This window comes from Mycetocola sp. JXN-3 (genome assembly GCF_014522285.1).
In the GTDB taxonomy this organism is placed as follows: Bacteria; Actinomycetota; Actinomycetes; order Actinomycetales; family Microbacteriaceae; genus Mycetocola; species Mycetocola saprophilus.
On sequence record NZ_CP041635.1, the window covers coordinates 2,149,215 to 2,161,629 of the forward strand.

The 12,415-nt window shown below is 63.2% G+C and carries 11 protein-coding genes; 6 read left to right on the forward strand and 5 right to left on the reverse strand.

Going from position 1 to position 12,415, the window contains the following annotated elements:
• Positions 1-99: 99 nt before the first annotated feature.
• The 3 genes from C7C57_RS09820 to C7C57_RS09830 form a co-directional block, all read right to left on the reverse strand.
• Positions 100-651 (reverse strand): hypothetical protein, encoded by a 552-nt coding sequence (locus C7C57_RS09820; protein ID WP_187976263.1) that lies wholly within the window; start codon positions 649-651, stop codon positions 100-102.
• Complete coding sequence (locus C7C57_RS09825; RefSeq protein WP_187976264.1) at positions 648-2,105, reverse strand: NAD(P)/FAD-dependent oxidoreductase; 1,458 nt, start codon at positions 2,103-2,105, stop codon at positions 648-650. Before C7C57_RS09825 ends, C7C57_RS09820 begins: the two co-directional genes overlap by 4 nt.
• A 102-nt stretch (positions 2,106-2,207) precedes the next feature.
• A complete protein-coding gene (locus C7C57_RS09830; protein ID WP_187976265.1) occupies positions 2,208-2,651 on the reverse strand; it encodes a VOC family protein in 444 nt (147 codons plus the stop codon).
• Between the two features lie 136 nt (positions 2,652-2,787).
• Here C7C57_RS09830 and C7C57_RS09835 point away from each other — a divergent pair, with 136 nt between their 5' ends.
• From C7C57_RS09835 to C7C57_RS09855, 5 genes are all read left to right on the forward strand, one after another.
• Complete coding sequence (locus tag C7C57_RS09835) at positions 2,788-3,351, forward strand: ABATE domain-containing protein (RefSeq protein WP_187976266.1); 564 nt, start codon at positions 2,788-2,790, stop codon at positions 3,349-3,351.
• A gap of 201 nt (positions 3,352-3,552) precedes the next feature.
• Complete coding sequence (locus C7C57_RS09840) at positions 3,553-4,512, forward strand: alpha/beta hydrolase (protein ID WP_187976267.1); 960 nt, start codon at positions 3,553-3,555, stop codon at positions 4,510-4,512.
• A gap of 754 nt (positions 4,513-5,266) precedes the next feature.
• A complete protein-coding gene (locus C7C57_RS09845) occupies positions 5,267-6,199 on the forward strand; it encodes a hypothetical protein (RefSeq protein ID WP_187976268.1) in 933 nt (310 codons plus the stop codon).
• A gap of 32 nt (positions 6,200-6,231) precedes the next feature.
• Complete coding sequence (locus C7C57_RS09850; RefSeq protein ID WP_187976269.1) at positions 6,232-7,467, forward strand: hypothetical protein; 1,236 nt, start codon at positions 6,232-6,234, stop codon at positions 7,465-7,467.
• Complete coding sequence (locus C7C57_RS09855; RefSeq protein ID WP_187976270.1) at positions 7,464-8,132, forward strand: ABC transporter ATP-binding protein; 669 nt, start codon at positions 7,464-7,466, stop codon at positions 8,130-8,132. Before C7C57_RS09850 ends, C7C57_RS09855 begins: the two co-directional genes overlap by 4 nt.
• 146 nt (positions 8,133-8,278) lie before the next feature.
• Here C7C57_RS09855 and C7C57_RS09860 read toward each other — a convergent pair whose 3' ends face one another.
• On the reverse strand, positions 8,279-8,860 hold the full coding sequence (locus tag C7C57_RS09860; RefSeq protein ID WP_187976271.1) for a YdeI family protein: 582 nt from the start codon (positions 8,858-8,860) through the stop codon (positions 8,279-8,281).
• Positions 8,861-8,946: 86 nt separating this feature from the next.
• Complete coding sequence (locus tag C7C57_RS09865; protein ID WP_187976272.1) at positions 8,947-9,684, reverse strand: hypothetical protein; 738 nt, start codon at positions 9,682-9,684, stop codon at positions 8,947-8,949.
• 326 nt (positions 9,685-10,010) lie between these two features.
• Between C7C57_RS09865 and C7C57_RS09870 the strand changes: the two genes are divergently transcribed.
• Positions 10,011-12,374: an excinuclease ABC subunit UvrA gene (locus tag C7C57_RS09870; RefSeq protein WP_187976273.1), complete on the forward strand. Its 2,364-nt coding sequence runs from the start codon at positions 10,011-10,013 to the stop codon at positions 12,372-12,374.
• Positions 12,375-12,415: the final 41 nt, after the last annotated feature.

A 12,415-nucleotide genomic window follows, 5' to 3' on the forward strand; every position in this document is an offset into this window, starting at 1 on the left:
AGGTCTAGCGCTTCGGCCTCGCGGCCCGGCTTCGCGGCACGGCCCAGCGTCGAGGCCTAGCGCCTCGGCCTCGCGGAGCGGTCGAGCACCGCGGACTAATTAGTAGTCGAGGTCGGTCTGCTGGTCCTCCAGAGCCTGCCGGCGCAGCACCTCGCCCAGGTCCCCCGAGGGGTCGCCGTGCTCGGTGCTGACGCTCTGCTGCGGGTTCCCGGGCCCGGCCATGGGCTGCGGCTCGGTGGTGATCGCGATGGCCGCGCCGATCCCGATCACCACCGCAAACAGCGCCAGCGCCGCCCCGGTCACCCGCGCGGTGCCGCGCACATCGCGTGCGCTGGCACCGCCGAGCAGACGCCGCTGCACCCAGCGCGCGGCCGACTCCCGAGTGAAACCAGGGTCGGAGGCGTCCCCGGGAGCATCCGAACGCCGGTTACCCGCAGACCCGGGTGCCGGCGAGCGCCGAGTGAGTTCGGACGACGCCGATGCGGGCGACGCCGACGGACCGGCCAGCCGCTCCACCAGCAGATCCAGCTGCGCCGGGGTGAGCCTTTCGAAGGCCGAGGCCGTCCGCTCATCGAGGCCGTTGCGGGAGTCCTGCACAACCCGCAGGTAGCGCACAATGGCCGCCCGGTCGGCGCGGCTGGAGTCACTCATCGCCGGGATTCCGCGGTGGGACGGCCATACTCTTCGAGCAGGCGCAGCCAAATCTCGCTCACCGTGGGGTAGGCGGGGACCGCATGCCACAGCCGGGCCAACGGGATCTCCCCGACGATCGCCGTGGTCGCGGTCTGCACCAGCTCGGCCACCTCGGGACCCACAAACGTCGCGCCCAGGATGACCTCACGGTCAGTATCCACCACGAGGCGGGCTTTCCCTGTGTATCCGTCCCGGGACAGAGTCGACCCGGCCACCCAGCCCAGGTTGTAGTCGACCACGCGCACCGAGTGTCCGGCCCGCGTGGCCTGCTCGGCGGTGGGACCCACGGCCGCGACTTCGGGATCGGTGAACACCACCTGTGGGACGGCGCCGTGATCGGCGGTGGCCACGTGGATTCCCCAGGGCTCGGTCGAGAGCTCGCTCCCGCTGGCACGGGCGGCGATCACGTCACCGGCGGCGCGCGCCTGATACTTACCCTGATGGGTGAGCAGCGCCCGGTGGTTCACATCACCCACGCCGTAGAGCCAGTCGAAGCCCTCGACCAGCAGGGTGTCATCCACACTCAGCCAGTCGCCCGGGGTGAGACCGATGCTTTCGAGCCCGAGATCGCGGGTGTTGGCCCCGCGGCCGGTGGCCACCACCACCTCATCGGCGTGCACTTCTCCGGCGGACGTAACGATGGTGACCTCGCCGGAGGACGCCCGTTCGATGCGGTCGGTCGAGGTTCCCGTGTGCACGGTGACGCCCAGCTCGCGCAGGCCGTCGGCCACGTACTCCCCGGCAAAGTCTTCGAGGCCGGCCAGCAGCGTACCCCGGGCGATCAGCGTCACCTCGGAGCCGAGGGACGCGAAGGCCGTGGCCATCTCGGTTCCCACCACTCCGCCGCCGATAATTGCGAGCCGCGGCGGAACGCTCTGTGCCGCGGTGATCTCGCGGCTGGTCCAGGCACCCGCCTCCTCGATCCCCGGGATCTTGGGAACGGTCGCGATCGAACCGGTGGCCACCACAACCGCGTGATTGGCGGTGAGGATGGTAACCTCACCCTCGGGTCCGGTCACCGTCACCTCACGCTCGCCGCTCAGGCGGCCGTGTCCGCGCACCAGGTCGATGTGTGCACTGTCGAGCCAGCGCACCTGTCCCGCGTCATCCCAGTTACTGGTGAAGGAATCTCGCCGAGCCAGCACCGCGGGCACATCCAGCTCGCCGGTGATCGCCTCGGCTGCACCGGGGACCGCCTTGGCCGCACGCAACACCTGGCCCGAACGCAGCAGCGCCTTGGAGGGCATACAGGCCCAGTAGGAGCATTCGCCGCCCACCAGTTCTCGCTCCACGATCACCGTGCTCAATCCGCCGCGTACCGCACGGTCGGCGGCGTTTTCGCCCACCGGACCGGCACCGATCACGATGACATCCACCGTGCGCCGCGTTGTTGTTGTCGAATCCTCACTCATGCTGTGCCCCCTTCGTGGCCAACCACCGTGTTGTTCTTCCATCCTGGTTCAGGTTCCTGAAAAACGATAGACATGTTTGCTGAGTTCCCGCCCGGTGCCGCGCTAGCGTCCCGGCGCACGGGTGACCACCTGCTGCAGGATCCACTCGTTCCCATCCGGATCCTCAAACGAGGCAAAGGTGCCGTAGCTCTCGGCCTCGGGGTGTGCCCCGGGCACCCGGTTCGCGCCGCCCGCCCAGTGGAAGACGCCGTCGGCATCGTGCCAGAGTCCGCTGATCGCGACCCCGCGCTCGGCCAGCTCGGCGCGGGCTCCGGCGATATCGGCGGTCACCAGGTGCAGGCCGCGGACCGTCCCGGGCGGCACATCGGTGAGCTGTTCGCCAAAGATGATCGACGCAGCCGAGCCCGGCGGGGTGACCTGAACCACTCGCAGGCCGCGTTCGGTGCGAAAATCGGCGTCCTCGAGAAATCCGATGCCGGTGTAAAAGGCGAGGGCTCGATCCACGTCGGCGACGGGAATCACGACCACCTCAAGCTTGAGTTCCATGCTGTTCTCCAATCCGACCGGCATCACCGGTCTAAGTGGTGATGATCATGACACAAAAAAACGTCACCTGTCAAACCGGTGACGAATTTTGGTGATTCGCTTGCGCGCACCCGGGGTCACCGGTCAGAATGGTGACATGAAACACGCCTTCCCGTGCGGCTGCCTCCCCCTCGACCTGGTGGGGACGCTGCGTGCGCGCCGAAACGAGCGGCCGCGGGAGTGCCTGGAAACCCCCGCCGACCTCGACGACTGGCTGGATCAGTCGGGCCTCCTGCCCGGTTCCCACACCGCGACCCCCGCGGTGCTTGCCGACGCCCTGGTTCTGCGCGAGGCAATTTACGCCCTGGTCTGGGCGCGACTGCACGGCGAGGCCCTGCCGGAGGAGTCCGTCGCACTACTCAACCTGCACGCTTCCGCGCCGGTCCTGGCGGCGGAGCTCTTGGCTACAGCCTCATCTGCGGGCTGGCGTCCGCGGGGCACCGCCGCCGAGGCCCTGGGCAATATTGCCCGCCAGGCGGTGGCCATCATCGGCGGACCCGATGCCACCCTGCTGCGCGAATGCGCCCGTCCCGAGTGCACCCAGGTGTATCTGGATCACTCCCGCGGACACCGCCGCGAATGGTGCTCGATGAAGACCTGCGGCAGCCGCGTGAAGGCCGCCGCCTATCGTGCCCGCAAGCGGGATGAGGCCCTCGCCTAGCCTCGGCGTCGTAACGATTCGACTACGGAATGCGCAGTTTGTTCGCGGATACCGATCAAAAACGCTCGACACGCGCTAAATCCGCCTCAGCCTGGGAGTTCGGTCCGAATACATAACAGAGTGCTGGTTACTCTAGGCAGGACACCGCCGGTGTCGAGGCTCACGCCTCAACTCCATCGATCCCCGCCCTGGAGCGCAGTAATGAAGAAGTTTTTGAAGGTCACCCTGAAGGTCTTCGGAGTGATTGTGGCAATCTTTGCCCTGGTCCTCGCCACCACCTCAATCGTCAACGCCGTGGCCAACGGCCAAGAAGCCGATCGGATCACCCCGTACGGCAAGTTCTCCACCGTCGACGGCAAGAAGATGAACCTGGTCACCACCGGTGACGGCCCCGAGACCATCGTCCTGCTGCCCGGATTCGGCACCTCCGCCCCGGCCATCGATTTCCTGCCGCTCACCGAGAAGCTCTCCGAAACCCACCGCGTGGTTGTGGTGGAGCCCTTCGGTTATGGGCTGAGCGATCAGACCGACAAGCCGCGCACCAGCGAGAACATCGTGACCGAGGTCCACGAGGCACTGCACCAGCAGGGCATTGACCGCTTCGTCCTCGGCGGCCACTCGATCGCCGGCATCTACTCGCTGAACTACGTCAATAAGTATCCCGAGGATGTCATCGCCTTCGTGGGTGTGGACACCAGCGTGCCCGAGCAGCCCGGCATGGACGTCTCCTTCCCGATCGACCTGATGCGCGCCGCCAAGGCAACCGGCATCGCGCGGGCGGTCACCGCCCTGGACAGCGATCCGCTGTCGGCGTTTGCCAAGGACTACCCCGAGAAGGCCCGCGAACAGAACACCCTGATCGTGAACCGCAACGCGATGTCGGACACCTACCTGGACGAGATGAGCCGGATCGGCGCGAACTTCGCCGATGCCAAGGCGCGAAATCTCACGTTCCCGGCGGACCTGCCCGTCCTACTCTTCGCACAGGACCCCAACCCGGCCAACCCGAACTGGCTGAAGCTGCACGAGGAGCAGGCCGCGCACTCGACTCACGGTGAGGTCATCGGGATGAAGGGTGACCACTACCTGCACCACACCGAGTCCGCCCAGATCGCCGAGGACACCAACCGGTTCCTCGCCGCGCTGCCCGGCGACGAGTAGGGGCGGGGCGGCATAATCACATGCTTGCACCATTGATGAAATGGGCAGGACCGGTAATTGCCCTCAAGACACTCCCGAGCGCCATCATTCAAATTGCATTCACACGATCCCAACCTGTATAAACGATGCGGGGGAAGTGGGACAGGTTCCACTTGGGGAGCGATGAATCGAATCATCTGATAAATCGAGCGCCGCTTCATAGTTGGCGCTGCGCGATGATCGTGGATTTGCCTTACACCCTCCACCGATTACACAAATGGAGAGTGCAATGTAGAAGTTCACTACGTCCGCCGCTGCGGCGGTAATTCTGATCGGCGCGATGCTGGTGCCAGCTGGCGCTGCTAATGCGGCTGATCTTGGCGGCTGGAGCGAGGACACTGGTGTATCCTCGCTGTCGTCGACGGATTTTGCCGCAAGGGCAGCGTCACAGGCGCAGCACACCGGCAAGGCTGAAAAGAAGAGCATTGGCGGGACCACACATAAGCGAGCCCATGGGTGGACTACCTGGGTAGGCGTCTATCACTACACGAACGCTCAGATGGAGCAGTCCGGTGGAGGAAAGGTCTACACAACGTCGGGTCGCCAGTGGGGCACCAACGGCACGGAGGCGATCTCACCGTGGCGCAAATTCTCACAGAACTCTGACCTCGGCTCGGCTCGCACATACTACGGCAAGTAAGTTGCTGAATGGGAGGGGTTGGCTACCGCCAGCCCCTCCCATTCTGGTCTTGTCGCTTGATCATTGAAAGCCACCATGAACGCTCGAAGTCTTCTATTTATCGCCCTTCTTGTGACGCTGTTTTCAATCTTGAGTGTTGCGCTAGGGCTCTACAATCAAACCCAGCGTGCCCTGTCCCTGGAGGGAAACAATCTCTATTCCAGCCGCAGTATCTCCGTGAGCACAACCGGAGCTGAGCTCGAATCACTATTGGCGCGATCTGGGACCAGTGCGCGGATCTTCCAAGAGCTTCCAGGGGACACTTCGGTTCGAGCGGTTATCGAAACGGGCCATCCCGATCCGCTTCCACTTCACTCGGGTAGGCAGTTGCAAGCTGGGGACGTACGAGCGGCACTCGTTGGTGCTGATGTGAAGGTGAATCAAGATCAGGGCGTAACGACATACGAGTTTCAGGGCATTTTGTACCCGGTTGTTGGTTACCTTGGGCTTCATGCAAACAGCCTTGTCTCACGCACCGTGCTCCTCCAGGGCCCCGGACTGTTCGATGACACCGCAGCCTCGCGGATGATCGTCGACGGTTCAAACATAGATGACGCCGTGCTTGAACGGCTAGAACCCGCCCCCGCTGCGGCAGCGGGTGGAGGAACCGACCGTCGAACCAACATCGATTTTGTCTCGCCAGTTCTGCTGCGATTCGGTTGGATTTTGACGGTTTTGGGTGCCATCGCCACCGGCCTTCTCGCGGCCTCCCAAAGTCGACGACTGAATGTCGTTCTTTTTCAGCTTGGGGCTCGACGTCTTCACATTCTAATCCGCAGCGTTGTCCGGTTGCTTCTGTGGATGACGCTGCCCCTACTGCTGATCTTTGGAACGGCCGCCGTGCTGTCGGGGCCGATGCAATCGACCGGCGCGCTCCTTCTGAATACGCTCGCGCCGGCATCGCTCATCGCGGGAGTTTTCACCGTTGCCAGCGCATGGCTCCTCTGGAGGAGGCACTCATGGGGCTAATTGATAACTTCCGTGGAACACTCTTGTCGACCGTGACCAAGGTATTGATCGTCGCGTTCCTGGGTGTGACCGTCTATAACCTCGTGTCGTTCACTCAATCAACACGCGACGCCGTAAACCGAAGCTTCTCCGACTCCGCGGCGGCCGACCTCTACGGGCTTTCGGATCATTTGACCGATCCCGATGCATTCGAACAGTACCGTTCCTCGTCAGATAACATCAGGAAAATTGCACGCTTCTACGACAATCTGCAGTCGGATAGATCGTTGGAGGTACTGTCGGCGTTTGATCAGAACCTTCCCATCGTAAATTTTGAAGGTGGCGAAACGTTCGAATATGGCTATGGGACCGAAATGTCGCTACAGGGGCCGCACCCGGACGAGAGTCTTGGCGGTGTGGCCGTGAACGTCAAATCGATGCAAATGAATCAGGCAGCATTCGAGTTCTACAACCTCACCGACGCGGTAGGCAAAGCTTTTGACTGGGAGAGCATCGATTATTCAAACCCGTCCACCCCGGTACTGCTCGGTTCGAACTATCGTGGTGTTTATGAGATTGGCGATCGCCTCACAGGGAATCTCTACTCTCGCGTCGCGCGCTTTGAAGTAGTTGGATTCTTGGAACCCAACTCCTCCATGTTCTATCAGAACGATCTCAACTTTTATTTGGACGATTACGTCCTGATCCCGTACCCGCAGAGTATTGAGCACTTCCCTGAGACCGAGGCATACTTTTACGGCATTCTGGCATTCGCGATGATCAATGCGAATGTTGCTGTGGATACCGGAACGAGTCCGGATGTCGTGTTGTCCACTCTCGCGACCGCAGGGAATCAGTCAGGCTTTGACGCATACGCACTGATTAACGTGCCGTCATACATTACCCAATTCGCCCTTGTGAGAAACCTGATCCTCGATAACCTCGGCCTGCTCGTGACGATCGAGATCGCGCTGATCATCGGTTCGATTGTTGCGATCGTTGCACTCACCCGATTTAATCACCGTCGGCGTAGTCAGCGTGTCCGCGCTCTCTGGATGTTGGGTCGCAGAGGGTCTGCGCTGAGTGGCACCGCGCTGGCCACAACAGTCATCGAATACGCTGCCATCGCCGTTGCCCTCGTTTTTCTCATTCAACGATTGCCAAATCAGGACTCAACGAGCGGATTGCTCATTACCGCCGGCGTCTTTGTGCTTTTCCTATTGGATGCCATTTGGCAGCAGCGTCTGGTCAAAACAACAATATTGGGCACAGGAGGAAAAACTGCATGACAAACATCGTTGAGTTGCGCGACATTTCAAAGGTTGTGACGGAACCAAACGGCCAAACGCGGCACCTTTTTGAGGATTTGAATTTTCACCTCTCTGAAAGCGAACGCTCGGTAGCCCTCATCGGTCGAAGTGGAAGCGGCAAGAGCTCACTGCTGAGGATCCTGGCCGGCCTAGATGTGAGTTATCAGGGGCAGTACCTGCATCGTGATCGCACGCTCCTCCCGAAGCCGGATACGATGGCGGACTACCGCCGAAAGAACATCGGTATGGTTACGCAGCGGTATGACCTGATCGATGACTTTACCGTGCTTCGAAACGTCAAAATGGCCATTCCCGGGCATAAGGAAGCTGATATCATCGCGCGCCAAGCTCTTGCCGCGGTCGGGCTTGAAGGGTTCGATCGAAAGCGTATCTCTAAGCTGTCCGGTGGGGAGAGCCAGCGAGTGGCCATTGCACGAGCGATCGTGAAGGAGCCCTCTCTCGTGCTTGCCGATGAACCCACGGGCGCTCTCGATGAAAAGACCGAAACCGAAGTACTCGAGCTCTTCAAGACCCTGGGGTCAGCAGGAGCCAGGTTCGTTATCGCCACGCACAGTGCCAGGGTCGCAGAATTCTGCGATCGTCGTCTCATCATTGAAGGCAATCGACTCGTTCAGCTTCCATAAACTCCACATGGCCGATCTGAAGAGTTGAGAACGCCCGTCGCTGAATCCGAGCTTTTATCTGCGGATGCGAACGATCGGTCCGCGATTAATGCGGTGGTCACCCATCGACAAAACAGAATCGGCGGTTGACGTGTGTTGGGCCGCCCCTAGCCCTCGGCGAGCTTTGCCAGCGCGCGGGCCAGGCGGGCGTCGCGGGTTTTCTGGGTGGCCGCGGTAATCAGCGGGTGCAGGATCGAATACCTCGCCGAGGCGCTGAGATTTTCAAAGGCCGCGGCGATCACCGGGTCGGCGGCGAGCGCCAGGGCCAGGGCCTCGGGGATCTCCACGTCGGCGGATCCCGCATAGGCCCGATCCCAGCGTCCATCGGCACGGGCCGCCGCAACCTCGGCGTGGCCGCGTGGGCGGATGCGACCGGCCGCATCCAGTTCGGCGATGATGCCCACGTTGCGTGCCGACCACATCGAGGCCCGGCGGCGCGGGGTAAAGCGCTGGAGGAAGGTCGCCTCGTTAAAGGAGCGCTTCTGGCCGTCGATCCATCCGCTACACAGGGCCTCCTCGAGCGCCTGTCCGTAGGTGAGGGTGGTGGGTTCCACGGTTCCCTTCTTGGCCAGGTGCAGCCAGACCCCGTCGGAAACCTCCTCATTGGCATCGAGCCAGGCTCGCCAGGCAATCACGTCCGCTACGATGAGCTGACCGTCGGGGCCCGGGGGTGTGGATTCCGTCTTCATGCCCCCAGGCTAGTCGCCGCGGGCGACATTTCGAAGAGGCGAGCCGAATCCATTCACCGGTCTGGCGACCCGCCGGGTTCGGGTAGTCACCCGGGTCGTTGCTTCAGGACGTCCTGCACCCGGGACCCACCGGTCACCCAGCCGGCAAACCGTGGATCCATGCTCGCCAGCAGCCGCCCCACATCCCGAAGCCGCCGATCCGAGCGCACATCAAGCAGCGGCTCGGCATGCGCGACCCGGTTGCGCAGCGCGTGCAGGCGGGTGGCCTGGGTACCGGTCTGAAATCCGTCCCGTGCGGCCGGGGCGAGATGCGGGAAACCCGGGGCGAGAGCCTCGTCCCAAAGGATTCTGCGCTGAGTAAGATGCGTGGCCGATGAGTGTGGGGTCGGGAGCAAGTTGACGAAGACTCCAAATGAAAGGTGCGCGATCAGGTCGTCATGGACGAGCTGTGCACGAACTCGTGGGTGCTCGGCCGCACGGATCTGTTGAGCGTGCGCAGCCTGGCGACGCGCACTGTCGAGCGGACGTGCGAGCAGAGAATGCAATGGACGCGCGGCCCGAAAAGTCCACTCGGGCGAATATGGAACACCGTCTCCCCTGCCGCCATTGGCCGCGTTCCATTCACGCAAACACACGTCAATCCGGTTTCGCAGGAAGATCTCCGTGTGAGCCAGCGTCTCCGCCCAGGCTGCGGACAAACTTGCGTTCCAGCGATAGAGCCTCAACGCGCGCCCCATGCTCCCGTCGGCGGCCGCAAGATAGGTGTCGAAACGCGCGGCGCTCAAACCGTTGGCCACAACCCTCAAGCTGGTCTCTTTCAACATGGGTCAAGTATCAATACGGTGACCCGCGAATCGTCAATGTTTGGACAGAACTAGGACAAGTTCGGTAGGCGATGCCATTACGGCCCCGAATCGTGATACGTTGCAGTCACTGCGAGGACAAGGTCCCTCGCTCGCCTGATAGAAGGATCCCCTCGCCGAATCTCCGGATTACGGCAAGGGGGTTTTTCTTGTCCGGGGCGGCGTCGAACCCACGCTCGTGCGTCACCGGCTGGACAGCAGACCCGCGGACCATCACAATCGAAAGATACCGCGCGTTTCGCTGCCGAATGCGCGCGGTGCATGTGATCCCGTTCGGAAGGCACCCCATGAGCACCGTCCCCCACGCAGCAGACAGCCACGATCTGATCCGGGTCATCGGTGCCCGCGAAAACAACCTCAAGGACGTGAGCGTCGACATCCCCAAACGCCGCCTCACCGTGTTCACCGGGGTGTCCGGCTCGGGGAAGAGCTCGCTGGTTTTTGGGACCATCGCCGCCGAGTCCCAGCGCATGATCAACGAGACCTACAGCGCGTTCCTGCAGGGATTCATGCCCAGCGTGGGCCGCCCGGATGTGGACGTCCTCTCGGGGATCACCACCGCGATCATCGTGGATCAGGAGCGGATGGGATCCAACTCACGCTCCACCGTGGGCACCGCAACCGACGCGACCCCGATGCTGCGCATCCTATTCAGCCGCCTGGGACAGCCCCACATCGGCTCCCCGCAGGCCTTCGCCTTCAACGTGCCCTCGGTGTCCGGGGCCGGTGCCGTCACCATCCAGAAGGAGGGTCGCACCGTCAAGGAGCGCCGCGAGTTCTCGGTGACCGGCGGCATGTGCCCACGCTGTGAGGGCATGGGCAAGGTCAACGACCTCGACCTGACCCAGCTCTTTGACGACTCCAAGTCCCTCAACGAGGGGGCCCTCACCATCCCCGGCTATACGGCCGATGGCTGGGGCGTCAAGATCTTCACCGGTTCGGGCTTCTTCAGCCCGGATAAGCCGATTCGCGAGTTCACCGAGAAGGAGATGACCGCGTTCCTCTATAAGGATCCGGTGAAGGTCAAGATCGGCGACATCAACATGACCTATGAGGGGCTGATCCCCAAGCTCCGCAAGTCCATGCTCAGCAAGGACCGCGAGGCGATGCAGCCGCATATCCGCGCGTTTGTGGACCGAGCGGTGACCTTCACCACGTGCCCCGACTGCCAGGGCACGCGCCTGAACGAGGGCGCGCGGTCCTCGAAGATCGCCGGGATCAACATCGCCGATGCCTGCGCGATGCAGATCAGCGACCTCGCCGAGTGGGTGCGCGGGCTGGATGACCCGAGCGTCGCCCCGCTGCTGGAAACCCTGGGCGGCGCGCTGGATTCGTTTGTGGAGATCGGCCTGGGGTATCTGACCCTGGATCGTCCGGCGGGCACCCTCTCCGGCGGTGAGGCGCAGCGCACCAAGATGATTCGCCACCTGGGATCCTCACTGACCGACGTGACCTACATCTTCGACGAGCCCACCATTGGTCTGCACCCGCACGATATCGCCCGGATGAACACCCTACTGCTGCGCCTGCGCGATAAGGGCAACACGGTGATCGTGGTGGAGCATAAGCCCGAGACCATCGCGATTGCCGACCACGTGGTCGACATGGGTCCGCGGGCGGGCAACGCCGGCGGTGAGATCTGCTTCACCGGAACGGTCGAGGGGCTGCGCGCGAGCGACACCCTCACCGGACACCACCTGGATGACCGCGCACACCTCAAGGAATCGGTGCGGACATCCACCGGGGCGCTGGCGATTCGCGGGGCGAGCACCCACAACCTCAAAAACGTGGACGTGGATATCCCACTGGGCATCCTCACCGTGATCACCGGCGTGGCCGGCTCGGGCAAGAGCTCGCTGATCCACGGCTCGATCCCCCGGGATGCCGGGGTCGTCACCGTGGATCAGGGCGCGATTCGGGGATCACGACGCTCGAACCCGGCGACATACACAGGCCTGCTGGAGCCGATCCGCAAGGCGTTTGCCAAGGCCAACGGGGTCAAGCCCGCGCTGTTCAGCGCCAACTCCGAGGGTGCCTGCCCCACCTGTAACGGTGCCGGTGTGATCTATACCGATCTGGGCATGATGGCCAGCGTCGCCAGCACCTGTGAGGTCTGCGGGGGCAAGCGCTTCCTCGCCGAGGTACTGGACTTCACCCTCGGAGGCAAGACCATTGCCGAGGTCCTGGCGATGCCCATCGCCGAGGCCGCCGCCTTCTTTGCCGAGGGTGAGGCACGCACCCCGGCCGCCCTCAAGATCCTCGACCGGCTGGTGGATGTGGGCATCGGCTACATCAGCCTGGGTCAGCCGCTCACGACCCTCTCCGGCGGCGAGCGCCAGCGACTCAAGCTCGCCGTGCAGATGGCCGAGGATGGCGACGTCTATGTGCTGGACGAGCCCACCACCGGCCTGCACCTGGCCGATGTCCAGGCCCTGCTGGGGCTGCTGGATCGCCTGGTCGAGTCCGGCAAGTCCGTGATCGTGATCGAGCACCACCAGGCCGTGATGGCCCACGCCGACTGGATCATCGACGTGGGCCCCGGTGCCGGCCACGACGGCGGATCGATCGTCTTCGAGGGCACCCCCGCCGACCTGGTGGCCGCGCGTTCAACCCTGACCGGCGAGCACCTGGCCACCTACGTGGGGGCCTAACGCCCGGCAGCACCGCACCCACGGCGCTCGACCCGACCACT

Coding starts and splice junctions, on each gene's coding strand:
- C7C57_RS09830 (WP_187976265.1), bottom strand. CDS start 2,651: ATGGAACTCAAGCTTGAGGTGGTCGTGATTCCCGTCGCCGACGTGGAT.
- C7C57_RS09865 (WP_187976272.1), bottom strand. CDS start 9,684: ATGTTGAAAGAGACCAGCTTGAGGGTTGTGGCCAACGGTTTGAGCGCC.
- C7C57_RS09855 (WP_187976270.1), top strand. CDS start 7,464: ATGACAAACATCGTTGAGTTGCGCGACATTTCAAAGGTTGTGACGGAA.
- C7C57_RS09825 (WP_187976264.1), bottom strand. CDS start 2,105: ATGAGTGAGGATTCGACAACAACAACGCGGCGCACGGTGGATGTCATC.
- C7C57_RS09820 (WP_187976263.1), bottom strand. CDS start 651: ATGAGTGACTCCAGCCGCGCCGACCGGGCGGCCATTGTGCGCTACCTG.
- C7C57_RS09840 (WP_187976267.1), top strand. CDS start 3,553: ATGAAGAAGTTTTTGAAGGTCACCCTGAAGGTCTTCGGAGTGATTGTG.
- C7C57_RS09835 (WP_187976266.1), top strand. CDS start 2,788: ATGAAACACGCCTTCCCGTGCGGCTGCCTCCCCCTCGACCTGGTGGGG.
- C7C57_RS09845 (WP_187976268.1), top strand. CDS start 5,267: ATGAACGCTCGAAGTCTTCTATTTATCGCCCTTCTTGTGACGCTGTTT.
- C7C57_RS09870 (WP_187976273.1), top strand. CDS start 10,011: ATGAGCACCGTCCCCCACGCAGCAGACAGCCACGATCTGATCCGGGTC.
- C7C57_RS09860 (WP_187976271.1), bottom strand. CDS start 8,860: ATGAAGACGGAATCCACACCCCCGGGCCCCGACGGTCAGCTCATCGTA.